This window comes from Bacillus sp. FAU20 (assembly GCF_056033865.1).
Genome location: NZ_JBVYHY010000003.1, coordinates 392,506 through 414,719, shown reverse-complemented (window position 1 = coordinate 414,719; position 22,214 = coordinate 392,506). Strand labels below are relative to the sequence as shown.

At 35.1% G+C, this 22,214-nt stretch carries 26 protein-coding genes, 2 pseudogenes and 2 riboswitches; of the genes and pseudogenes, 8 read left to right on the top strand and 20 right to left on the bottom strand.

Translation table 11 applies throughout. The annotated features are described in order from the left end of the window. Positions 1–139: 139 nt before the first annotated feature. Together AC0OM3_RS02425 and AC0OM3_RS02420 are read left to right on the top strand one after the other, a co-directional pair. Positions 140–1,822 carry a DEAD/DEAH box helicase gene (locus AC0OM3_RS02425; protein ID WP_001100037.1) on the top strand — a complete coding sequence of 561 codons (1,683 nt, stop codon included), beginning with the start codon at positions 140–142 and terminating at the stop codon, positions 1,820–1,822. After that, a complete protein-coding gene (locus tag AC0OM3_RS02420) occupies positions 1,809–2,606 on the top strand; it encodes a YqhG family protein (protein ID WP_001183964.1) in 798 nt (265 codons plus the stop codon). Before AC0OM3_RS02425 ends, AC0OM3_RS02420 begins: the two co-directional genes overlap by 14 nt. A 35-nt stretch (positions 2,607–2,641) precedes the next feature. Here the strand turns inward: AC0OM3_RS02420 and AC0OM3_RS02415 are convergent, their stop codons facing one another. Together AC0OM3_RS02415 and AC0OM3_RS02410 are read right to left on the bottom strand one after the other, a co-directional pair. After that, the gene (locus AC0OM3_RS02415) at positions 2,642–2,773 is read right to left on the bottom strand and encodes a hypothetical protein (protein WP_000064668.1); all 132 of its coding nucleotides are present in this window, start codon (positions 2,771–2,773) and stop codon (positions 2,642–2,644) included. Between the two features lie 99 nt (positions 2,774–2,872). After that, positions 2,873–3,100, bottom strand: a complete 228-nt coding sequence (locus AC0OM3_RS02410; RefSeq protein WP_000032702.1) for a hypothetical protein — start codon at positions 3,098–3,100, stop codon at positions 2,873–2,875. A gap of 73 nt (positions 3,101–3,173) precedes the next feature. On the opposite strand from AC0OM3_RS02410, the pseudogene AC0OM3_RS02405 reads away from it, so the two are divergent. Together AC0OM3_RS02405 and AC0OM3_RS02400 are read left to right on the top strand one after the other, a co-directional pair. After that, a pseudogene (locus tag AC0OM3_RS02405) lies at positions 3,174–3,289 on the top strand (GTP pyrophosphokinase). 141 nt (positions 3,290–3,430) lie between these two features. After that, positions 3,431–4,064, top strand: a pseudogene (locus AC0OM3_RS02400) (VC0807 family protein). Between the two features lie 65 nt (positions 4,065–4,129). Here AC0OM3_RS02400 and AC0OM3_RS02395 read toward each other — a convergent pair. From AC0OM3_RS02395 to comGA, 10 genes are all read right to left on the bottom strand, one after another. Beyond that, positions 4,130–4,330 (bottom strand): YqzE family protein, encoded by a 201-nt coding sequence (locus tag AC0OM3_RS02395; RefSeq protein ID WP_000106083.1) that lies wholly within the window; start codon positions 4,328–4,330, stop codon positions 4,130–4,132. A gap of 38 nt (positions 4,331–4,368) precedes the next feature. Then, the gene (locus AC0OM3_RS02390; protein ID WP_000836648.1) at positions 4,369–4,866 is read right to left on the bottom strand and encodes a shikimate kinase; all 498 of its coding nucleotides are present in this window, start codon (positions 4,864–4,866) and stop codon (positions 4,369–4,371) included. Between the two features lie 114 nt (positions 4,867–4,980). After that, positions 4,981–5,631, bottom strand: coding sequence for a 2OG-Fe(II) oxygenase (locus tag AC0OM3_RS02385; RefSeq protein WP_000183865.1), 651 nt, complete (start codon positions 5,629–5,631; stop codon positions 4,981–4,983). 174 nt (positions 5,632–5,805) lie between these two features. Continuing rightward, positions 5,806–6,177 carry a competence type IV pilus minor pilin ComGG gene (gene comGG / locus AC0OM3_RS02380; protein WP_001231319.1) on the bottom strand — a complete coding sequence of 124 codons (372 nt, stop codon included), beginning with the start codon at positions 6,175–6,177 and terminating at the stop codon, positions 5,806–5,808. Beyond that, entirely contained in the window at positions 6,174–6,644 is a 471-nt protein-coding gene (comGF, locus tag AC0OM3_RS02375) for a competence type IV pilus minor pilin ComGF (protein ID WP_000923105.1), read from the bottom strand. Before comGF ends, comGG begins: the two co-directional genes overlap by 4 nt. After that, positions 6,614–6,916: a hypothetical protein gene (locus AC0OM3_RS02370; RefSeq protein WP_000829463.1), complete on the bottom strand. Its 303-nt coding sequence runs from the start codon at positions 6,914–6,916 to the stop codon at positions 6,614–6,616. Before AC0OM3_RS02370 ends, comGF begins: the two co-directional genes overlap by 31 nt. Then, positions 6,909–7,364 carry a competence type IV pilus minor pilin ComGD gene (comGD, locus tag AC0OM3_RS02365; RefSeq protein WP_000813141.1) on the bottom strand — a complete coding sequence of 152 codons (456 nt, stop codon included), beginning with the start codon at positions 7,362–7,364 and terminating at the stop codon, positions 6,909–6,911. The genes AC0OM3_RS02370 and comGD overlap by 8 nt, the downstream gene beginning before the upstream one ends. After that, complete coding sequence (gene comGC / locus AC0OM3_RS02360; protein WP_001178685.1) at positions 7,361–7,660, bottom strand: competence type IV pilus major pilin ComGC; 300 nt, start codon at positions 7,658–7,660, stop codon at positions 7,361–7,363. Before comGC ends, comGD begins: the two co-directional genes overlap by 4 nt. A gap of 11 nt (positions 7,661–7,671) precedes the next feature. Continuing rightward, a complete protein-coding gene (gene comGB, locus AC0OM3_RS02355) occupies positions 7,672–8,709 on the bottom strand; it encodes a competence type IV pilus assembly protein ComGB (protein WP_002164182.1) in 1,038 nt (345 codons plus the stop codon). Further along, on the bottom strand, positions 8,696–9,739 hold the full coding sequence (gene comGA, locus AC0OM3_RS02350) for a competence type IV pilus ATPase ComGA (RefSeq protein ID WP_001013171.1): 1,044 nt from the start codon (positions 9,737–9,739) through the stop codon (positions 8,696–8,698). The genes comGB and comGA overlap by 14 nt, the downstream gene beginning before the upstream one ends. Positions 9,740–9,944: 205 nt before the next feature. On the opposite strand from comGA, the gene AC0OM3_RS02345 reads away from it, so the two are divergent. The 3 genes from AC0OM3_RS02345 to AC0OM3_RS02335 all read left to right on the top strand — a co-directional run bounded on the left by AC0OM3_RS02345 (position 9,945) and on the right by AC0OM3_RS02335 (position 12,510). Then, entirely contained in the window at positions 9,945–10,640 is a 696-nt protein-coding gene (locus tag AC0OM3_RS02345; protein WP_000434104.1) for a helix-turn-helix transcriptional regulator, read from the top strand. Between the two features lie 125 nt (positions 10,641–10,765). Beyond that, complete coding sequence (locus AC0OM3_RS02340) at positions 10,766–11,008, top strand: DUF2626 domain-containing protein (protein WP_000440717.1); 243 nt, start codon at positions 10,766–10,768, stop codon at positions 11,006–11,008. Positions 11,009–11,115: 107 nt separating this feature from the next. After that, complete coding sequence (locus AC0OM3_RS02335) at positions 11,116–12,510, top strand: L-cystine transporter (protein ID WP_001094346.1); 1,395 nt, start codon at positions 11,116–11,118, stop codon at positions 12,508–12,510. Positions 12,511–12,588: 78 nt separating this feature from the next. Here the strand turns inward: AC0OM3_RS02335 and AC0OM3_RS02330 are convergent, their stop codons facing one another. Further along, a complete protein-coding gene (locus AC0OM3_RS02330) occupies positions 12,589–12,981 on the bottom strand; it encodes a hypothetical protein (RefSeq protein WP_000875397.1) in 393 nt (130 codons plus the stop codon). Positions 12,982–13,068: 87 nt separating this feature from the next. Further along, the gene (locus AC0OM3_RS02325) at positions 13,069–13,284 is read right to left on the bottom strand and encodes a DUF3912 family protein (RefSeq protein ID WP_001008332.1); all 216 of its coding nucleotides are present in this window, start codon (positions 13,282–13,284) and stop codon (positions 13,069–13,071) included. A gap of 252 nt (positions 13,285–13,536) precedes the next feature. Between AC0OM3_RS02325 and AC0OM3_RS02320 the strand changes: the two genes are divergently transcribed. Then, positions 13,537–13,848 (top strand): hypothetical protein, encoded by a 312-nt coding sequence (locus AC0OM3_RS02320; RefSeq protein ID WP_001093237.1) that lies wholly within the window; start codon positions 13,537–13,539, stop codon positions 13,846–13,848. 33 nt (positions 13,849–13,881) lie between these two features. Here the strand turns inward: AC0OM3_RS02320 and AC0OM3_RS02315 are convergent, their stop codons facing one another. The 6 genes from AC0OM3_RS02315 to AC0OM3_RS02290 all read right to left on the bottom strand — a co-directional run bounded on the left by AC0OM3_RS02315 (position 13,882) and on the right by AC0OM3_RS02290 (position 21,682). Next, a complete protein-coding gene (locus AC0OM3_RS02315) occupies positions 13,882–14,370 on the bottom strand; it encodes a hypothetical protein (protein ID WP_000764269.1) in 489 nt (162 codons plus the stop codon). A gap of 79 nt (positions 14,371–14,449) precedes the next feature. Then, positions 14,450–14,824 (bottom strand): nucleoside 2-deoxyribosyltransferase, encoded by a 375-nt coding sequence (locus tag AC0OM3_RS02310; RefSeq protein ID WP_001012347.1) that lies wholly within the window; start codon positions 14,822–14,824, stop codon positions 14,450–14,452. Between the two features lie 95 nt (positions 14,825–14,919). Then, entirely contained in the window at positions 14,920–15,180 is a 261-nt protein-coding gene (locus tag AC0OM3_RS02305) for a DUF3966 domain-containing protein (protein ID WP_474211043.1), read from the bottom strand. A gap of 194 nt (positions 15,181–15,374) precedes the next feature. Then, the gene (gene murG / locus AC0OM3_RS02300; protein ID WP_000724778.1) at positions 15,375–16,433 is read right to left on the bottom strand and encodes an undecaprenyldiphospho-muramoylpentapeptide beta-N-acetylglucosaminyltransferase; all 1,059 of its coding nucleotides are present in this window, start codon (positions 16,431–16,433) and stop codon (positions 15,375–15,377) included. Positions 16,434–16,451: 18 nt separating this feature from the next. Then, complete coding sequence (gene metH / locus AC0OM3_RS02295; protein WP_474211042.1) at positions 16,452–19,850, bottom strand: methionine synthase; 3,399 nt, start codon at positions 19,848–19,850, stop codon at positions 16,452–16,454. Then, positions 19,850–21,682, bottom strand: a complete 1,833-nt coding sequence (locus AC0OM3_RS02290) for a bifunctional homocysteine S-methyltransferase/methylenetetrahydrofolate reductase (protein WP_000770349.1) — start codon at positions 21,680–21,682, stop codon at positions 19,850–19,852. The genes metH and AC0OM3_RS02290 overlap by 1 nt, the downstream gene beginning before the upstream one ends. 70 nt (positions 21,683–21,752) lie before the next feature. Next, positions 21,753–21,862, bottom strand: a riboswitch (SAM riboswitch). Between the two features lie 202 nt (positions 21,863–22,064). Then, a riboswitch (SAM riboswitch) is annotated at positions 22,065–22,175 on the top strand. The last annotated feature ends 39 nt before the right edge of the window (positions 22,176–22,214 follow it).

Below are 22,214 nucleotides of genomic sequence, written 5' to 3'. Positions count from 1 at the left end.
AAATACAGCTTTTGAGATTTAATACTTTATTATTGTCTATCATATAGCCTTTAATAACGATAATTATGCCTTCTTTTAAGGCAAATCATCATACATTAAAAAATAATTACTTTAGTTTATAAAAGGTGGGAGAGTTGTAATGAATGTCGATATTTCCGTAGATCGGACATGGCAAAACAATTTTTTAAATAGAATTGACGAAGATGGTCCTTGGACAAACTGGGATTTATATCACTTAGCTTATGAAACAGAAAAATCGTTACTTGTTCCTACTTTTGATGGACTACAAGCACCGAAACATTTATCCCATTTCACACCGCTTCCGCATCAATTAGAAGTCGCTCAAAATGTGATTGAACAAATGAACGGTAAAGCGATTCTAGCAGATGAAGTAGGCCTTGGAAAAACAATCGAAGCTGGACTTATTTTGAAAGAATACATGGTCCGCGGGCTTGTGAAAAAGGTACTTATACTTGTCCCAGCTTCTCTCGTATCACAATGGGCATACGAACTGAATACAAAGTTTTTCATTCCCGCTGTAGCACAAAAGAAAAGCTACTCATGGGAACAAGCTGACGTAATCGTATCATCAATTGATACTGCGAAACGTTCACCACATCGCGATATCGTGTTGAACTTGGAATATGACCTTATTATTATCGATGAAGCACATAAACTGAAAAACAATAAAACAAAAAACTATGAATTTGCACAACGATTAAAAAAGAAGTTTTGTTTATTACTAACCGCTACTCCTGTTCAAAATAAGATTGATGAAATTTTTAACCTTGTTTCTTTATTAAAACCAGGACATTTAGGCAATCAATCCAACTTTGAAGAATATTACGCTTCCAAAAATCGCTCAGCCGAATCAGATGAAGACTTAAAAGCTCTCATTAATAAAGTAATGGTGCGAAATAGACGACATAATACCGGTATCGATTGGCCGAAGAGACATGTACGTACAATTTTTGTTGAGTTTAATGAACAAGAACAAGCTCTATATAATGATATCGAAAATTGGCGAGGACAAGACGCCTTCACATCTGCTTTCTCATCGTTAACTTTAAAACGGGAAGCGTGTAGTAGTCGGGAAGCTGTTTACTATTCATTGAAAAAGCATGTAGAAAAAAGACAGAAAGAAAATGAACATTATATAAAAGATCCACATATCGATGTGCTAATGGACAAAATTAATCATATTCCTTTCAACTCAAAAGCAAATAAAGCTCTTGAGCTTATAAAAGAAATTGACGATAAAGTCGTTATCTTCACAGAATATCGAGCGTCACAAATGTACTTACAATGGTTTTTACAACAACACGGTATTTCTTCCGTTCCATTCCGCGGCGGGTTTAAACGCGGGAAGAAAGATTGGATGAAGGAGCTTTTCCAAAACCACGCACAAGTATTAATTGCAACTGAAGCTGGTGGTGAAGGGATTAACTTACAGTTTTGTAGCCATATGATCAATTATGATTTGCCATGGAATCCAATGCGTCTTGAGCAAAGAATCGGACGTATTCACCGTCTTGGACAAAAAAATGATGTTCATATTTATAACTTAGCTACAAAGCATACTGTTGAAGAACATATTCTGAAACTGTTATATGAAAAAATCAACTTATTCGAGCGTGTTATCGGTGAACTCGATGAAATTTTAACAAGAATTAATATGAAAAACATCGACGCGCACATTCAAGAAATTTTCGCGCAATCAAAAAGCGAAGGTGAAATTAGAATTAAGATGGAAAACTTAACATCTATTATCGACTTTGCGAAACGAAATGAAGCTGAGGTGCAAGGCTATGCAGCAACATGAAATTCATAATTACTTATACAATTTCTTTGAGGCGAATAACTGTGAAATTTTAGAACGTTCTCCTCATTTATTAGATGTACAGTTAACAATTGAGATGGATAAATTATTAATGAATCGCCCTTTTTATTGGCACTATCTTGAGAAAACAGGAGGCGTACCGAATCCAATGCGCCTTACTCTTATTACAAATCCAGAAAATGAAGAAAATGATGGTGAGCTTATTCACTACGGTTCACCACGTCTACATCAAATTTTCCAAACGACAAAAGAATTAGGCTCATACATACGTTTATATGAGGATGTAAGACATAATGGGGCAACACATACACCGCTCCACCCTTGGCTCGGTATTAATATAAAAGTTTCCTATCAATGTGATCGAAAAAAAGACATCCTTCACTCGATTGGTATTCATCTCATTTCTGGAACAATGATGGCAAACTTTCATGAAACATTAACAAACATTAAACTTACACCAAAAATACCTGATTTTTGTTTTACGCTCTCGCCCATCATTAAACCTCAAAGTGGTTTACAACGCATAGAAGACGCTTTAAAAAATATAATTGCAGAAGATGACCATACGTGGGCAAAAGAAGCAAGAGTGCGTTGGAATCATGATTTAGACCTTTTAAACCGTTTTTATGAAGAAAGTGACGAACTTCCTGAGAGCTATGAAATTGAAAAACAAGCTCTGCAAGAACAGTATGAACCACGTATTACAGTGCAAATTATTAACGGTGGACTCTTTTATGTTACCGCGAATCATTTTCTATCAAAATAAAGCTCCTTCTGCTTTAGAAGGAGCTTTATTTCGAGTTATTCTCTATCCTCATTACGCTCTTGTTGTTTTTGCTTTGCCATGCGTTTTTGATACGCACGATCCTTCGCGCTCACATGATTTGCATCAGTTGGAAGATTTTCTTTCGAACGTCCAATTCCATTGCTCATCTTTCCCACTCCTTTTTACGTTTTTCAGAATACATGTTTATTTTCAGCTAGAGTTACAATCCTTATACAAAAAAAAATAAGAGCAGCCATTGGCCACTCTTACTCGCTCACATATTTTTGAAACATATCATGGATGCCTTTATTTACTAGGTTCGAGATCTGCTCGTCAGATTTATTCGGATAACGATCACGCAATCTGATAGATGCCTTCACCATTAAATTTTCTAATACAGAACGGCCACCTTCTCCATAAATAATTTCAGCATATTTAACAAGCCTTCCATCCTCTACTGTTGCTGGATTATGATTGAAGAAAAATTTACTCATTGTCTCCACCTCTCTCTTTTGATAACGTTTACATTTATATAGATTATTTATGTTATTTATTTCACAATATTGTATGCATGTATATTTAATTAGTTTCATTATAAAGCAACATATAGATAGTAAATATGTGATTTTCCGTCCATTTTGTGAACAAATCAAAATGAAAGCGTTTCCTTTATTATATACTAAAAAAACTTACTACGCTAGGGGCAATTTTTTTCAATCTACTAACCCCTCGAAAATTGATATATTTTTTCTTTTCCCATTAAACCTTATACAATTTTCAGAAATTATATTATAAAATATATGTATAACTTAAGGAGGCTTTGTATGAATCAAAATAAAAAAGCTATATTAGATCTTGTCTTTTATCTCGTAATCCCATTCCTCATTTGGAAATTTGCAAAACCTTATATCGATCCTTATTACGCGATGTTACTTTCCTCTGTTCCGGGGATTATTTATACACTGTATACCTTTAAAAAAAGAAAAACAGTTTAACGTGACAGGGTTCTTTATTTTAATTACACTTATTTCTAATACAACGGTAGATTTATTATCTGGGTCAGCTGAACGAATGTTGTGGAATGATGCATATTATCACATCGTACTCGGTATTATCGTCATCTGTACAATTTTCATAAAAAAACCACTCATGTTATATTTCGCTGCGGATATTGCAGCGCTGCAAGGGCATGACCGCGATAAAAGTCGTGAGCTTTATCGTGATAGTCGTATCTATCCAGCACTACAATATTTAACGTTATTTTTCGGGCTGCAATTTATATTAAAAAGCTTTTTAAAAATTTATTTCATCTCTGTTTTTGGTGTAGATGGCTATGGTGAAATGAGAGCGATTATGACCGCTGTCGGCTGGGGCATTTCTATTTGTATCGGAATAGGGTTCGTATGGGTTAACAATAAAATACATGCCGTTACGGAAGAAAAAGAATCCGTGCAGTAAATAAAAATCCCCTAGTGTAATACGACACTAGGGGATTTTTGGTTTGCTAGACATATGACTAAAATTTAACTTGATTTTTTTCTTTTACTTTTTACATTTCGGTAAAACAAAGCAGCACTCAGCGGCATAACACCAAACCACTTATTCATAAATGGCTCTTTTTCAGCACGGCGTTGTTCTTTCTTTTGTTTTCGATCTTCTTTTGGAGCATCCATATACGACACAAACTGCTGCGTCACAAAGCGAACATAATCATTAGTAGACATATTATCATCACCTCTACTTGATTAGTATGTCCACTTTTTTATACATTAATCTTTTCCTTTAACTCATTCATAATTTGCCTTACAGACTTATTTGTCGTATCGATATGAATGTGCGCCTCTTCATAATAAGCTCGGCGTGATTCAAATTTCTTTACGAATGCATCTATATCTTTCTTTTGAAATAGTGGACGTGTCGTATCTTCACGAAGCCTTTCTGCAATTACATGCGGATCACAATATAAATACACGACAGTTCCGTTCTCTTTCATCCACTTGCGATTTTCCGCTCGTTCAATAATTCCCCCACCAGTTGTAATAATGACATTATGGACTGGTAGCGAACGTAACATTTCGCTTTCATATTCCCGAAAAGCCATTTCACCTTCTTCGGCAAAAATATTTCGAATTGCCTTCTCTTGCTTCTCTTCAACTTTTTGATCAGTATCTACAACATCTATTTGAAGTTCTTTACTTAACGCTTTTCCAATTGTTGTTTTTCCTGCTCCCATATAGCCGGTTATGTATATAGATTTCATTTTCTGTCCTCTCAATCGTCATTTATTAATTGTTATTATAACGAAAGATGCTACTTTGTTTAATAAAAAACGTTTTGTTCTTATACTATGAAGAACAAAACGTAACACTCGCTTTTACTTATAAGTACCTCTTCTCACCCACTGCGTTGCAATCCATTTCTCGCCTTTCGTTACAGGTGCCCCTCCGTGTAACGTAAGCTCATTTAGTGATTGATCTTGATAAAAATACTCAAAGTATACTGCCATTCCCTTTCTAGGGTGTACAGAAAGATTTAATTTCGGGAAGTACGTTTCCCCGCCTTCTTCTACATCATTTAAGTACATTACAAGCGTACTAATACGATTGTTAGCAGCTGATCTACTATGTTCCGCAAAATAATCATAGTGTGCTTTATATTGTTGATCCACTTCATAATTTAAAATGTGCAATCCTTCACCATGCGACGCAGGAACATTCATGATAGATGAAATTCGTTTTTCAATCTTTAAAGTAAGTTCACTGTCTTCTAAAAATGCACCGCTACTTGTTCGAATATCATTTACATCACGTGATGAACCAACTTTAGAACGCTTCATTTTATTTTTAGACATTTCAATTAATTCATCACACTCTTCATCACTCAGTACATTTGCTAATACGACAATAAGAGGTTCTTCGAATTTTGAAATAATGTGTATTTCTCTATCTTCTGTCATAATCGTATTTCCTTTATGATCAAAAATAGTTTGTTCCTTATTTTCACCTATTTGATTGTTGTTTGTCATTTCCCTATTCTCCCTAAAAATAATGATTGGATAGCATGAATATATCACATTCTTTCTACCTTTCTCTTTTTTGAGAAAATTTAAACTTTTAATCATTATATTTATCCATTTCTTCTAAAAAATCAATTCAATTTACAATAGAAATCCCTGGTTTTTCTTCGTATTTTTTACATATTATCCTTCTATCCAATCGACTATTTTTCCATCCTTTTTTCTATACCGAAAGCTCACCGTATAGAAAGCTTCCTGTTTGAGTGTGCACTGTAACGCAACGAGAATTAAATCATTTTCAAAGACATAATTTCCACTCGCTTCTCCCTTTTCATACTGAAAGAAGAATGTACCTTCATTTTCTTGTTGCTGTAAGTCTTTTTTTATATCTGTAATAGATCGGTTAAGTAGTTCATCCAGTAAAAACTTTTGTTCTATTTCTATATAAAAATTTTTATCTGTAAACAACATATTTGTTTCGTATATAAAAAAAGAAGTTAATAAAATAAGAAAGATAATCGTCCCAGGCATTGTAAATCCATTTTGCTTTCTCATACGTTTATTCCTATTTCGCTATATCGCATAACTACACCTTCATATATTTCCCCACTAGTATCTTTCACATTTATAATGAGTACATGAGGTGTTAGTTTGTAAGAAACCGTTCCAATATTTTGTAAAACAACTTCCCTCCCGCGCCTATTTACCTTTCTTATAAGACGACTATTCTCTTTTTCATACGATACTTCACTCCCATTACGCGATCGGAATCGTAAAATACTTTCTCCATTTTCAAATGCTAGCTGTTCTCCAGATGATACTTCACGAAACTCCAATTGCATTTGACCTAAAAACACATTCCACTCCCAATCATTTAACCCTTTCGACTGTTTATTTTCCATTTCAATGAAATGTAGGCGGGGAAAGAGCAAAAAAAATATTGATAATAGAAACAGACATACAATCATTTCTATTAATGAAAAACCAAATTCTAATTTATTTTTTCTCCTACATAAAAGCATTGTTCCATCATTCTGTCTTTCACATCTCTCCACATGGTACAAACTTCGTTGCCTCCCCAATATGTGTAATACACAATTCCATTTATATTCTTTTCTATTATTCGCTTTTCTTCATTTCCATACATATATATAGCTGCTTCTTTTTTTAATAACCCAGATGCCTTATAACGAATTTGTATATTTTTTCTTTCTTGCATAACTAATGCTGTTTGCGGTAGTAGTAACGATACAGCCATCATTAAAACACTTAACGATACAATCATTTCAGCCATTATGGATCCTTTTTGACATTTCACGATACGTAAATCTCCCTCTTCCAAGCTGAAATACAATTTCATATTTATAATTTCTATACGAAATTATAATCGTACCACCTCTATTAATATTTCCACTTGGATTATATGTCATCGGATTTGGAAACGTATGCAAATCGATTTGTATATCTTCTTCATACTCTCGCTTGACGATATAATACTTTGTACCTGACTCTTTTATAGCATACATATTTCTATCTTTATGCCAACGTAATGTATAGTGCTTTTGACGGTTTATCGCTAATTGCTGCATATATAAAATATCATTTGAAAACTGTCTCAAAAATTGTTCAACTTTTTGTCGCTCATATAAGGAATGAACACTAAAATACGTAACTATACTTAATACAGAAATAGCAAATAAAACGAGTAACATTTCTAAAAAAGTAAATCCTTGCTGTTTCACAATGCCCTAATTGATACTGTGCCATCATCTGATATATGAATAGATTCGCCATTCGGACACTTATCAGCTGTAATATACTTTTCATCTGCCAGTTCTTTTAACGATGGAATTTTATTATGTTGTAATTGATATACTTGTATTTGCGCTTCTATAGATTTCACGTAAGCTGCACACCCTTTTCCTTGGACCGATGAGCGCTGTGTAACTACATTCGGAATAATTAATAGTAATAATATAGTTATGACAACCATTACTAATAGCATCTCTAACAGAGTAAATCCTTCCTCATTTTGCATACAAATGCCCCCTAAATAGAATCCATCATTTGAAACATCGGCATAATCATCGCTAAATACATAAGGACAACGATTCCTCCAATACATGTAAATAAAATAGGCTGAATGATAACTAACATATGTTTAATTTTCCGTTCCATCTTTTCCATAATAAGATCGCTATAGTCACCTAATTCAATCCCTAAATTGCCGTTTGCTTGTCCATGGGTAATAACATAAGAAAGTTCTTTCTCGTAATACCCACTTTTAGCAATGATAGATTGTAACTGTTCTCCTCCAATTAATTGTCTTTCAATCCGGCTCGCTTCATATTGAAAGAACGGATGATATCTTTGCTCCATCATTATTGTTAAAGCTTCGCATACTGATAGTCCACCATTTAATAAACCACTCAACTGAGTAGCAAAATAATGTGAATGCTTTAAAATAAGAAATGTTTTGATGAGAGGAATACGAAGCATGATTTTTACCTGTCTAATATGTGGAAGTTTCCTAAAATACAACATATATAAACTACATCCAATAATAACAGTTAAAATAGCGGTTAAAATAATGTAAGGTAGCAGTTTTATTGCACTTAGAATTTGTTCTGTAAGTAGTGGTGTATTAGAACCGAACGAACTATAAACCATTTCAACCTGAGGTAATAAAATAAGTTTAAAAATAAAAAGCATGATTAGTAAAAAAAACATCAAAAACATAGGATACTGCATTATTTTCATCATGTCTCTCCTATACTTATCTTTCTTATAAAGAAGTGCACTTCCTTGTTGCAAAGCAAAAGAAATATCACCATGTTGCTCGGCATAAAATAAATAACTTAACATGTCCTGATGAAACTTTAACTGATGAAAAGAATCGTGTAGACTTTTCCCATCTTTTAACCCCTCAATCATGCCCTGCAATTGTACTTTCTTTTCTACAGGTAATTGAAACTGTAAAAATTCTAATGCTTGTAAAAGAGAGTAGCCTTTTTCTAATAATTCTCCTAAACGTTTCAACAATACTACTTGATCACTTAAACTCCAAGTTTTCTTAAACATAAACATCTTCTTCTAAAAAACCTAAAGCATATCCTTTTCGTATTGACGATTCTAAAGTCTCATGTTTGTAAGTAACACATTCTCCATCTGCTTCTTTAAGCGCTTGTTTTAACTCATATCCATATAGTAGCTCATAAATGCTTGCTTGCCTTACTTGCCTCATTGATTTACATAAAGTTGAGCACTTTCCTCTGCAAAACGGACACTTCAATTCGACAAGTCGCTGTGCAGCCACAGCCAATAAAGACTGTTCAATCTCTTGCCTCGTTATACCATAATCCATGAAACGAATGATTGCTCCTTTCGCATCATTCGTATGCAGCGTTGTCATTACTAAATGTCCTGTCAAACTTGCTCTTATAGCTATTTTTGCTGTTTCTTCATCACGTATTTCACCGACTAAAATAATATCTGGATCATGACGTAAAATAGCCTTTAATCCTGTTTCATATGTGAGACCCGCTTTTTCATTTATTTGAATTTGTAATACATCGTCACTTCTTTTTTCAACCGGATCTTCAAGTGTAATGATGCGGCGTGTTTTCTTTTTTCTAATTACCTCTAATAATGCATACATTGTCGTCGTCTTCCCAGATCCAGTCGGTCCAGTAAACACGAGTAGCCCCTGTGAATAGCGTAAAAACGAGAGTAGTTTTGCTGCTGTACTTGGAAATAACGAAAGATGTGATAAGGGCTGAACAGATGCTTGTAAATGGAGGCGAATAACAAGACTTTCTTGATATACTGTTGGAAGTGTTGAAAGGCGTAAATACACTTCTTGTCCATCAATTTGCAAATACAACGAACCATTCTGTGGCTTCCGTTTCTCTCCTATGTCCATAGATGCTAAAAATTTGAAATGTGAGACAAGTTTTTCTCCAAACTCCTTTTCAATACACTGTCTCGTCATTAAATCTTTTCCTATACGTAGTTGCACCGCTACATCATTCTGCCGGGGCACAATATGTAAATCTGACGCTTGTACCCTACACGCTTCTTTTAAAATTGCATTCGCAAAAATTTCAATCCCATTCATCACTTTTCCCTCCTCACTATGTATATAGCATGAAAACATGCGCAATAAAAATTGGGACTTTTGTATTTTCAATAGAAGAAAAAGGAAAAATATGTTTGTGAAATTATGAACAATTTCCGAATTATTGTCTGAAATTACCTATACTTATGTTTATCTGTATTATAATGTTATTATCTTGGATAAAGTGATAAAGGTGGAGATCCTCATGGAACAAGCTTTAAAAATTACAGGTGTTTTAGCTGACCCAACTCGTTATTACATTTATAAATATATTTCGCAAAAACATAGTTACGTAACGGTACAAGAAATTGCAGATGAATTCGATATTCATCCAAACGTAGCACGTTTACATTTATCTAAATTAGAAGATGTTCATATGCTTAAATCGGAAACGAAGAAAACTGGAAAAGGCGGAAGACCAAGCAGATTATATGTCTTATCTGAAGATGTTATTCAATTGCAATTTCCATTCCGTGATTATCAATTGTTAGCAAGAATCGCATTCAATTCTTTACTTAGCCTTGGCGCTGCTGGTGAGAAAGCGCTATACGAAACAGGAAAACAATTTGGGGCAGAATTAATGCAACAACATATGCTGCGTTTAAATGTGAGTGAAGATGCTTTAACAGTGGAACAAAAGGTTCAAATTGCAAAAGAAGCTTTCTCAACAGCTGGCTTATCACCTGCATTTGAATTAAGTGCAGATGGAACAAAAATTTTCTATGATGTACACAATTGTCCATTTAAGGAAGTTGCTGTTCATCACCCAACTGAAATTTGTAACATGCACGGAGATATGATGAAAGGAATTTTTGAAATCCTATTCCCTAACATGGAATTAACTCGAAATGATAGTCTATTAGATGGATGTAAATCTTGTAATTATAAACTAACAATTTAATTTCTCATATAAAAAGAAGCCATTTATAAATGGCTTCTTTTTATATGAACGAATATTTACAATAGTAAGAAAAATAAACTATAATGAGGTGAGGTTTACTTTTTTTAGAAAAGGAGGGAGATGGCATGGAGCGCATGTTTCGCGTTCTCGGCTTTTGGACTGGAATTTTCTCGGTTATGTTTTACGTAGGGGATATGCAACAGGCCGCACTACTATTTTTAGGACAAACAGGATTCTTCGTACTTTTAAGCTATTTAAAATTAACAGAGCGTATGTATATATACGTATTCGGGGCATATTTAACTGTTTTCTTCATAGGATTTACATACTACACGACATTCTTACTTGTGCCTGGAGCTGGACATTAAAAGATGGCATTTTGCCATCTTTTTTTTAATTCCGTAATTTCCTAGTTGACTTATAGGTTTTATTACCTTATATTCTATATAACAGATTGGAATTAGGGGGAATCAACATGAATACACTGCTTGTCGGAATTAACGTTGCAGTCATGCTCATCTTAGTTGGCGTATTATATTATATGCAACGTAAGCATGTATCTTTTAATAAACGTGTATTTACCGCTTTAGGAGTCGGTATTTTATTCGGTCTTATATTACAATTTATTTATGAGCCAACTTCTAAAGTAATTATTGAATCAAATACTTGGTTTGGCTTAATCGGTAACGGTTATGTAAAATTACTTCAAATGATCGTTATGCCACTTATTTTAGTATCTATTATTTCAGCATTTACAAAATTACAGTTAACGAAAAATCTTGGTAAAATTAGTGGCCTTATTATCGGTATTTTAATTCTTACTACAGGAATCGCTGCAGCTGTCGGTATCGCTGCAAGTGCAGGATTTGATGTATCTGCAACAGGCCTACAACAAGGTGATGCAGAATCTGCTCGTCTGAAACTAGTTGAAGAAAGATTTACTTCTATTGAAAAGACAACAATTCCAGATAAATTATTAGAGCTATTACCTACAAATCCGTTTCTTGATTTAACAGGCGCTCGTCCAACATCAACAATTTCTGTCGTAATATTTGCAGCCTTTATCGGCATTGCCTTTATAGGTGTAAAACGAAAATATCCAGAACAAGCAGAGCTATTTAAGAATATGCTTGATGCTGTATATGCAATCGTAATGCGTATGGTAACATTAATTTTACGCCTTACTCCATACGGCGTATTAGCTCTTATGGCAAAAACAGTTGCTGGTAGCGATATAAATGCTATTTTAAAACTTGGTAACTTCGTGTTAGCCTCTTACGTAGCACTTATCGTAATGTTTATCATTCACTTATTATTAATTGCATTGTCTGGTTTAAATCCAATTCAATATTTGAAAAAAGTGTTCCCTGTACTAACTTTTGCATTCACATCTCGCTCTAGTGCTGGTGCGATGCCATTAAATATTGAAGCTCAAAAAGAAAAGCTTGGTATTTCCGAAGGAATTGCAAACTTCGCAGCTTCATTTGGGGTATCTATCGGACAAAACGGTTGCGCAGGTATTTATCCAGCAATGCTTGCAATGATGGTCGCTCCAACTGTAGGAATTGATCCATTACAACCACAATTTATTTTAACTTTAATCGCTGTTGTTGCTATTAGCTCATTCGGTGTTGCCGGAGTTGGTGGCGGCGCAACATTCGCAGCTTTAATCGTACTATCTACGATGAACTTACCAATCGGTATTGTTGCTCTAGTTATCTCGGTTGAGCCATTAATCGATATGGGGCGTACAGCTCTTAACGTAAGTGGTTCTATGACAGCAGGTCTTATTTCAAGTAAATGGCTTGGTGAATTAGATCAAGATACGTACAATCAAGATGATACAAAAACTGGTGAAATTGCTTCATAATGAAAAAAGACGCTAACATACAATTGTTAGCGTCTTTTTTATTCCGTTCCCTCTTTATAGATTTTATCTTGAGAATTATCACTCCAAGTATTCTTCTAGTTGCTCTTTTAACTCTTCCTCAATCTCATAACAAGATTCATCAGCGAGTTCCCCTACTTTCTTACTCCCCAAAATGTTTGATTGAATTGGCATTCCTAAAAAGATTCTTTCGCATTTCCAAATTAGAATATTATGAAATTCAATCATCTCTTTTTCTTCATCTAATATAGCTATAGCAACTGATGAATAATAACCCACCTCAAAGGGATTCTCTTTTTCTCTTGCAAATCCCATATCTAATTCCATGTGTTTTTCTATGTATAAATGCGAATACTCTTTATGCAGTTTAAGTGATATTCGCTCTATTTCCTTCTCCATACATTGAATGTTCTCTTTTAACTCCAACGTAAACTCCTGTTCTTTATATTTCATTTTCGCCTCCTTAAACATAGAAAAAGAGAATACAATAACATATCCTCTTTCCTCAAATATATTTCATTATCTCACAGCCCGTCCTTTTCACAAATAACCATTTTGTTCGCACCATTTATGAAATTGTCCTACGTCTACTCCAACTAACACGATATCCTTTAGCTCTACATCAATGATTTGTTCTCCAATTACAATAGCAAACTGCGATGCTAATTTTGTCTTGTTTTTCTTTACAATTCCAATTCGGTTCCGATGCGGTCCATCTTTTATATATGCTTTTTGTCCTACAATATCAAAGTTCAAGATTCTCACCTCTTTTACTGCGCTCAAATTGGAAATACGATCTCCACCTCGGAAAATTTCCTTTCATTGCACTATTTCTCTATATATATGACGAAACAATAAAAGAGTCCTTCCTTCTTTACAATTATTTTTTCTTTGTTTCATTTTTGTGATTGAAACGTAAAGTTTATAATAAAATACATTTGGAAGCGCTTTCTATGTAATTTTTTATGTTATAATATATAAGTAGAACTTCGCAAAGAGGGTTAAAAAATGAATACAAAAATGATTAAAAAAGTAATTGAAGCATTAAAAGTATATGGCTTTCAGGATGTATCATTCTGTGACAAAACGAAGCAATTTTTATTTCATAACGAAACCGATATTATGAGCGGCTATGCAGAAATAACATATAGTAGTCAATTTGAAAAATTCAACGTACAAATTCATCCAATTGAAACACATCACCAAGCAGAGTTACAAGAGATTGAAAGACATATACAAGCTTGTATAAGAAAAGTGGAATATTTAAACGCACTTCTTACCGGGCAGACAAAACTAGATGATAAAATTATTATTATGTAAAAAAGAACGTGATCCAATCACGTTCTTTTTTCATTATACGTTCATCTTTTCCTTTAGTTGTAATCCTGTAACAGATTCTAATACATCCATCGATTCTCCAAATGTCATATCAAAAATTGTCTTGTCCTCTATGTATGGAAATTGTCTGAAACGCTTTTCTAACACCTTCACAGCATCTGATGTAAAGCTTGCACTATCAATGCCAAATTCTGTTTCAAGAAGAACTATCCAATCTAGCACATGAAAACCTAATCCATTGACGAATGAAATAAGTTTTTCTTCTGGGTTTGAAGATAAGAATACTTGGCGTTCCATCTCACTAAAAAGTTCTTCTCCTAAGATTTCAGCTAACTCATCATCATGTTCACGTTCAACAAGTTCTTCGTAGCCGTAATCATCCACAAGCTCTTCTACTTCTTCACTATCCTGACAAAGCAATTGACTAAGAAGTGCCTCTTTCTTAAATTCACTATTTTGTACGACTTCTAAAAAGCTCGTTTCCCATCCATTTTCTAATTTCATATTATGTACTCCTTTATATACGTTTCTTATCATCACTGTACCCAAAAGATCACTTTTATAACCTTTTAGGTAGTTACTATTATTTCATATGATTCATAACATAAGATGCAAACTCAGCTACATCTCCTTCAAAAATATTTATTTCCGGCAAGTGATAGAACGTTGTTTGGAGCGGGTTTTCTGCCTGATATACATATATCGTTTTCTCTAGTGCAATCGCCATTCCAAACTCTGTATGGCTCCCGTTTCCGCCATCTAATATAAGTAAAAATACATCCGCTTTTTTTACAGCGTTTTGTTCTGCCTGACCAATTTCTCTTAATTGTTCTTCATTCGCTACTCTTTCGTTTTTTGTCCAATCATATGTATGGTGCCATCCTGCATGTTTCAGTTCATTTGCTACGGAACGTACAAGATGTTTATTTTGGAAACCTGAGGCGATATAAAAATTCATTTATATACACTCCTTCATTATGTATGGGGAAACTCCTTTTTAGCGTTATTTGTTATAGCTATAATAAAGAACAACTTCAAAAAAAATCCCCATCTTTAAAACTTATTTGCGTTTAAATGATGGGATGCTTCATGGTCTTGTTTTATTTTTTGTTTTTTATAACTTTCATCAGCTAACATTTCTAGTTCAGCTGTTATCTCTGACTTTTCAAGCTCTCTTTCTTGCGAAAATTTCCTTGAAATATAAACAATAACACTACCAACGTACAACACAAAGCATATAATAAGTGCAGTATTTTCATAGAGACTTAGCTCCAACACAGTCACTCCTAATCCATTCGTATTTTCACGCTTCATTAATTGGAATTTCCCTATTAACCCATTTGTTATCCCGCTATTTGAGGGCAGTAAGACTCCCTCCTCAAAATTCAGTAAAAGTAAAGAAGTTAGATGTGGGATGCACCCAACTGATTAAAGTTTCACTTTATTGTAACATAAAAATATCAATTCTTGGAATCTTTCACCCTACTAAAAGAGGCATGATTGTTTCATCATGCCTCTGAAATATTTTGAATGATTGTTTTAATTGCTTCTTTTCCATTATATTTTTTTAGTGCTGTTTTATACTTCTCATTATTTTGATTCAATTCTTCGACATACTTTATAAGAGATTTTACAGTTACATCTTCTTCATATAATACGGAGGCATACCCTTTCCTTTCAAAGGACTCTGCATTTAATATTTGATCTCCACGGCTTGCAAATTTCGATAATGGAATTAAAACCATCGGCTTTTGTAATGTTAAAAATTCAAAAATTGCGTTGGAGCCCGCGCGTGAAATAACAAAATCTGTTACCGCTAATATATCTGGCAGTTCTCCATGTACATATTCAAATTGTCTATATCCATCTTTATTTTGTAAACTTTCGTCAAGGTTACCTTTTCCGCAAAGGTGAACAATTTGATACTTGTTAAGAAGTTCTGGTAATGCTTCTCGAGCCGTATCATTAATTTTTTTCGCGCCCAAGCTGCCCCCCATAATCGTAATAACTGGCTTTTTACGTGAAAAACCTAAAAATGCTAAACCTTTTTCACGATTTCCCTTCAGCACTTCTTCACGTACAGGAGATCCCGTATATATTACTTTTTCTTTCGGTAAATGTTTCGCTGCTTCTTCAAATGTAACAAATATTTTCGAAGCAAAACGAAGCGCAATTTTATTTGCTAGTCCTGGCGTCATATCAGATTCATGTAATAAAACTGGTACTCTATTTAGCCATCCTCCAATTACGACTGGTACAGATACGAAACCGCCTTTTGAAAAAATCACATCTGGTTTTAGTTTTCGAATCCTTACATACGCATCCATAACACCCTTCATTACAAGAAAAGGATCTTTTATATTTTTCAAATCAAAATAACGACGTAGCTTTCCACTCGAAATACTATAGTAGGGAATGCCTTCCTTTTCTATAATCGTTTTCTCAATACCTTGATGAGAACCAATATAAGAGATATCCCAGTTGTCTTCCTGTAAATATGGGATAATGGCTAAATTAGGTGTTACATGTCCTGCCGAACCGCCACCTGTAAAGACTATTTTCTTCATACGTCTCCCCCTTCAAGACTATAATACACTAAAATATCTTGCCTCAGGGTGAGAAAATACCATAGCCGTTACGGATGCTTCTGGCTCCATCATGAATCCTTCTGTTAATGAAATACCTATTTCCTCTGGATGAATTAAGCGAAATAGCTTTTCTTGATCTGCAAGTTCTGGACACGCTGGATAACCAAATGACACACGTATTCCTCTATATTTCGTACGGAAACGTTCTTCCATCGTCAGTTCAGGTGAGTCCGGAATGCCCCAGCGATCACGAATGAGCATATGTGTTTTTTCAGCAAGTCCTTCTGCTAATTCAAGCGCTAACGATTGAATGGCATGACTACGTAAGTAATCCCCTTTCCCCTTCCACTCTTCAGCAATGTCCCGAACTCCTTCCCCAACCGTAACAGATAAGAAAGCAACATAGTCCATCTCATCTCCAATTGGGCGCAAATAATCACTTAAAGTACGATAGGGGGCCTTTCCTTGTCTAGGGAATGTGAAACGCTCTATAACACGCGTATGATCTTCTGGATCATATATTACAATGTTTTGTCCGTCGCTTTGCGCTGGGAAAAATTGATACACTGCTTTCGGTTTTAACCAAGATTGTCCTTCCTGCAATAATTCATCTATTAAATCATTTAATTCATGCGCTCTCTTATCTCCCTCTTTCAAAAGCTTCTTCACATTTCCTTTTAATCCAAGGTGATGCCCAAGTAGCATTTGTCTATTTAAAAATGGGGCGAGATGAAGGGCCGGAATATCGCGTAATACAATTCGTTTTGTTGAATCAGGCACGATAACTTCAGCCTTCGGTAATGGCTCAATTACTGCTGGAATTTCTACTTTCTTCTCCTCTTTTTTTACGATATGAAGATGACGTTCTTTTTTATCCTGTTTCATCTTCTCACGCTCTTCTTCTTTTTGAAGCTTATTAATAATATCGAGCCCCGTCATCGCATCACTCGCATAACAAACGAGCCCTTTATATGATGGTGAAATCCGATTATCTGTAAACTTTCTCGTTAACGCTGCACCACCTACAACAATGGGCACATCAATATTTGCTGCTTTTAAATCTTCAGCAGTCGTTACCATTTGTTGCGCTGATTTTACTAATAAACCTGAAAGACCTATAATGTCTGGCTTCTTTTCTTGTACTTCTTGAACAATTCGATCCGAACGTACATTAATTCCTAAATTAATAATCTCATATCCGTTATTCGCTAAAATAATTTCAACGAGATTTTTCCCAATATCATGCACGTCACCTTTTACAGTTGCTAATAACACTTTCCCTTTTTTCGCACTATCACTAGATTCCATATGTGGCTCTAAATAGCTTACAGCGGCTTTCATACTTTCGGCACTTTGCAATACTTCAGCAACAATAAGTTCATTATTATTAAATAGTCGTCCTACCTCGTCCATCCCTGTCATAAGCGGACCGTTAATAATATCAAGAGGTTTTCTTCCTTCTTCAAGTGCAAGACTTAAATCCTCGTGTAATCCTTGTTTCGTACCTTCTACAATATAATTTGCTAGTCTTTCATCAAGCGTTAACGTTTCTTGCACAACGACATCTTTCTTTTTAGCAACTCGGTAAAAATTTGTAAATTCTTCCAATGTCTCTTTCGTCGTTTCAAACAGTAATGCATCTGCAAGTCGTTTTTCTTCCTCTGGAATCGACGCATAGCGTTCTAATTTTTCCGTATTCACAATCGCGTAATCTAATCCTGCTTTCGTAGCATGGTATAAAAAAACTGAATTTAATACTTCACGTCCAGCCGGTGGTAAACCAAATGATATGTTACTTACACCTAAAATCATTAAACACTCTGGTAACGCTTCTTTAATAAGGCGAATTCCTTCTATAGTCGCTGCCGCTGAACCAATATATTCTTCATCACCTGTCCCTACTGGAAACACAAGTGCATCAAAAATAATATCTGACGGGCGTATCCCATACTTCTTTGTAAGTAATTCATAGCTTCTTTTCGCAATTTCTATCTTTCGTTCCGCACTAACCGCCATACCGTCTTCATCAATTGTTCCTACAACTATAGCGGCACCATACTTCTGAAGAAGCGGTGTCACTTTTTTAAATCGTTCTTCTCCATCTTCTAAATTAATTGAATTAATAACAGCTTTTCCTTGAATATAAGTAAGAGCTCGCTCCATCACATTTTCATCTGTTGAATCAATCATAATCGGTACTTTTAAAACTTTCGTAACTTCTGCTAAGAAGTTTTCCATATCTTCTATTTCATCGCGATCAGGATCTGCCATACAAATGTCAATAATATGAGCATTTTTCTTCACTTGCGCTCTTGCCACTTCAGCAGCCTCTTCAAATTTCCCTTCTGCTACTAATCGTTTAAATTTACGTGACCCAATAACATTCGTTCTTTCACCCACAAATAACGGTCTCATAGACTCATCATATTGCAGTGCTTCTAATCCACTAACTCCATGTCCTTCTCTCTCATGATGGTCACGAGGCTTAAGAGGTGCTAGCGCGGATTTCATTGCTTTTATATGTTCTGGTGTCGTGCCACAACAACCACCAATAATATTAACCCATCCTTCTTCAGCAAATCGCTTCACCTTTTCAGCAAGAGAAGATGGAGATTCATGATAATGTCCATCTTCATCAGGAAGACCTGCATTTGGATAACAAGAAATGTAACACTCCGATAAATCAGATAGTGAACGAATATGGTCCCTCATAAACTCCGGACCAGTCGCACAGTTTAACCCAACAGATAATGGTTTCATATGTTCTACTGATAAATAAAAAGCTTCAATTGTTTGCCCAGCCAGAGTCGTTCCCATTGGCTCAATCGTTCCTGAAATCATAATAGGAACCGTTTTTTTCAGTTCTTCAAATGCAGCTTGAATTCCAATATAAGCTGCTTTCACGTTACGCATATCTTGACTCGTCTCAACGAGTAATACATCAACTTCTCCTTTTAATAATCCTCGTGCTTGCCTTGTATAAGCCTCAATCAATTCTTCAAAAGTCACACCACCAGTAACACTAATTGCTTTCGTTGTTGGTCCCATCGCTCCCGCAACATATACTTCCTTCCCGCTTTCTTTAACAGCTTGCTTCGCCAAAAGTGCTGCCTTTTCATTTAGTTCTTCATCTAAATGAGACAGCTCATAATCACTTAGTACAATATTCGTTGCCCCAAATGTATTTGTTTCAATAATATCCGCTCCAGCTTCAATATAAGTTTTATGAATCTTTAAAATAACGTCTGGTCTTGTTTCTACTAAATATTCATTACAGCCCTCGTACTCTTCCCCTCCGAAATCTTCAGCAGTTAAATCCTCTTGCTGAATCATTGTCCCCATTGCACCATCTAATATTAAAATGCTATTTTTTAATTTTTCTTCTATACACTTCATCAATTAATACCTTCTTTCACTTCTTGCTTTTCTCTTACATATTTAACAAGATGTTCTGTAATTTCATACTTTAAAAATGGTGTAATAAGATAAATACCATTAAAATATTTCATCGCTGCGTCAATCAATTCTTGTGAAATGCGAATCCCTTCCTCAATTGCTGCCTCTTTCGTTTCATGTCCATCCATTCTCTCTCTTATTTCTTCAGGAAGAGTAATACCCGGCACCTCAAAATGAAGAAAATCTGCATTCCGCTTACTTACTAACGGCATAATTCCAATAAAAATAGGTTGTTCCAAATGCTTTGTCGCTTCATACACTTCTTCAATTAACTTGATATCATAAATTGGCTGAGTTAAAAAATACTCCGCTCCAGCATCTATTTTTCGTTCCATCCGCTTAACCGCTGCTTTTAAGTGCCTTACATGAGGATTAAATGCGCCGCCTACAGAAAACCTTGTCGCCGGTCCAATTGATTTCCCTAAAATTGAACGTCCACCGTTCATTTCTTTAATCATTTTAATAAGCTCAATAGAGGATAAATCATATACAGAAGTGGCACCGGGAAAATCACCAACGCGCGCTGGATCACCAGTTAAAGCTAACACTTCTTCCATCCCTAACGCCGATAAACCTAACAAATGAGATTGTAGTCCAATGACGTTATGATCTCTACACGTTAAATGCGTCAATACCGGGATATCATGCTTCGTTAATAACGCACCCATTGCCATATTAGAAACACGAGGTGATGCTAATGAATTATCTGCTAGAGTAATAGCATCTGCTCCCGCTCTTTTTAACGCTCTTGCTCCTTCAAAAAAACGCTGTGTATCTAACGTTTTCGGTGGATCTAATTCCACTACAACTGTCGTTTGTTTTTTCGCTTTCTCTGCTAGAGTGACGTGAGCCTTCGAGCGTTTCTCATGCGTATGAACGACTTTCGGCCTTTGAATCGTGTCTTTTTCTATTACAGGGGTAATATTCGCAACAGCGCGCTTCATACTTTGAATATGTTCTGGAGTCGTACCACAACAACCACCCAATAACCGAATACCTTGCTCAATAAATCTCGGTGTCATCGCTTCGAAATAAGCTGGGCTTCCCTCATATACGTAACGTCCCTCCACATAATTCGGGAGACCTGCATTTGGGTATGCTGATAAATAGCCATTTTGCGGAATCGATATCATTTTGAAAGCTTCCGTCATATGAAGCGGCCCTAGTTGACAATTCAATCCAACAACATTTGCACCGTAATCTATAAGTTGCTTTAATATTTCATTGACATCATTTCCATTTTGAGTCGTACCTGCTTCATGTAACGCTAATTGAGCAACAATTGGAATATTCGTTTGCTTACGCAATACTTTAACGGCATGAAGTAATTCAAATTCATCGTAAAAAGTTTCTAATAGTAATCCATCAACCTGTTCTTCTAGTAAAGCCTCCGCCTGTTCAAGTAACATAAACTCTCTTTCCATATCAGTCGTTGTAACAGCTCCGATATGTTTCATACCACCGATTGTTCCTAAAATTGCATTTTTATCTGCCACAGATGCTTTCGCCAGTTTTACTGCCGCTCTATTAATTTCTGTAACTTGATTTTCTAAACCATACATACGTAATTTCGCCTCATTTGCTCCATACGTATTCGTTTGAATTACATCTGCTCCAGCAGCTACATATTGTTTATGAATTGATATAATTAAGTCTGGATCAGATACATTCAATTCTTCAAAACTACTTTGCAAACCATGTGAATGCAATAACGTCCCAACCGCACCATCACCTATTACAATTCCTTTTGATAATAAATCTAGTAATTTCACGAATCTCCCTCATTTCTATCAATATAAAAAACCCCTCTTCACTTTGAAGAGGGGGACATAATCGTTCCTCCTCTTATTATGCAAAACATTCGTTTTGCAGGTATTAGCACCGTTTCAAACATTTCGTTTGAAGGTTGCCGGGTTTCACAGGGCCTTTCCCTCCACCGCTCTCAATAAGAGTTGTCTTTATTATTTTATTTATGTAGCTAAAAGGAAATGTGTTCCCCTTTTAACAATGTTTGTTAATTTTTTATAAATTTAGCATGCACAAAAGTAAAAGTCAATGACAATTGCGGAAAAATAAAAATTATTTAAAATAAAGTTGCAATTCAATTATCTTTTGTTGTAAAGTTAAAAACATAATAAAAATTTCATACGAACATTCTTATCTAGAGAGGTAGAGGGACTGGCCCTGTGACGCCTCAGCAACCATTAACATTTTGTTAATAAGGTGCTAATTCCAGCAAATTGTGAAAGATTTGACAGATGAGAAGAAGACTCTATTCAAACCGAAAGCCTTCTTCTTAGAAGG

Coding starts and splice junctions, on each gene's coding strand:
- AC0OM3_RS02425 (WP_001100037.1), top strand. CDS start 140: ATGAATGTCGATATTTCCGTAGATCGGACATGGCAAAACAATTTTTTA.
- AC0OM3_RS02420 (WP_001183964.1), top strand. CDS start 1,809: ATGCAGCAACATGAAATTCATAATTACTTATACAATTTCTTTGAGGCG.
- AC0OM3_RS02415 (WP_000064668.1), bottom strand. CDS start 2,773: ATGAGCAATGGAATTGGACGTTCGAAAGAAAATCTTCCAACTGATGCA.
- AC0OM3_RS02410 (WP_000032702.1), bottom strand. CDS start 3,100: ATGAGTAAATTTTTCTTCAATCATAATCCAGCAACAGTAGAGGATGGA.
- AC0OM3_RS02395 (WP_000106083.1), bottom strand. CDS start 4,330: ATGTCTACTAATGATTATGTTCGCTTTGTGACGCAGCAGTTTGTGTCG.
- AC0OM3_RS02390 (WP_000836648.1), bottom strand. CDS start 4,866: ATGAAATCTATATACATAACCGGCTATATGGGAGCAGGAAAAACAACA.
- AC0OM3_RS02385 (WP_000183865.1), bottom strand. CDS start 5,631: ATGACAAACAACAATCAAATAGGTGAAAATAAGGAACAAACTATTTTT.
- comGG (WP_001231319.1), bottom strand. CDS start 6,177: ATGAGAAAGCAAAATGGATTTACAATGCCTGGGACGATTATCTTTCTT.
- comGF (WP_000923105.1), bottom strand. CDS start 6,644: ATGCTTTTATGTAGGAGAAAAAATAAATTAGAATTTGGTTTTTCATTA.
- AC0OM3_RS02370 (WP_000829463.1), bottom strand. CDS start 6,916: ATGGCTGAAATGATTGTATCGTTAAGTGTTTTAATGATGGCTGTATCG.
- comGC (WP_001178685.1), bottom strand. CDS start 7,660: ATGCAAAATGAGGAAGGATTTACTCTGTTAGAGATGCTATTAGTAATG.
- comGB (WP_002164182.1), bottom strand. CDS start 8,709: ATGTTTATGTTTAAGAAAACTTGGAGTTTAAGTGATCAAGTAGTATTG.
- comGA (WP_001013171.1), bottom strand. CDS start 9,739: ATGAATGGGATTGAAATTTTTGCGAATGCAATTTTAAAAGAAGCGTGT.
- AC0OM3_RS02345 (WP_000434104.1), top strand. CDS start 9,945: ATGGAACAAGCTTTAAAAATTACAGGTGTTTTAGCTGACCCAACTCGT.
- AC0OM3_RS02340 (WP_000440717.1), top strand. CDS start 10,766: ATGGAGCGCATGTTTCGCGTTCTCGGCTTTTGGACTGGAATTTTCTCG.
- AC0OM3_RS02335 (WP_001094346.1), top strand. CDS start 11,116: ATGAATACACTGCTTGTCGGAATTAACGTTGCAGTCATGCTCATCTTA.
- AC0OM3_RS02330 (WP_000875397.1), bottom strand. CDS start 12,981: ATGAAATATAAAGAACAGGAGTTTACGTTGGAGTTAAAAGAGAACATT.
- AC0OM3_RS02320 (WP_001093237.1), top strand. CDS start 13,537: ATGAATACAAAAATGATTAAAAAAGTAATTGAAGCATTAAAAGTATAT.
- AC0OM3_RS02315 (WP_000764269.1), bottom strand. CDS start 14,370: ATGAAATTAGAAAATGGATGGGAAACGAGCTTTTTAGAAGTCGTACAA.
- AC0OM3_RS02310 (WP_001012347.1), bottom strand. CDS start 14,824: ATGAATTTTTATATCGCCTCAGGTTTCCAAAATAAACATCTTGTACGT.
- AC0OM3_RS02305 (WP_474211043.1), bottom strand. CDS start 15,180: ATGAAGCGTGAAAATACGAATGGATTAGGAGTGACTGTGTTGGAGCTA.
- murG (WP_000724778.1), bottom strand. CDS start 16,433: ATGAAGAAAATAGTCTTTACAGGTGGCGGTTCGGCAGGACATGTAACA.
- metH (WP_474211042.1), bottom strand. CDS start 19,850: ATGAAGTGTATAGAAGAAAAATTAAAAAATAGCATTTTAATATTAGAT.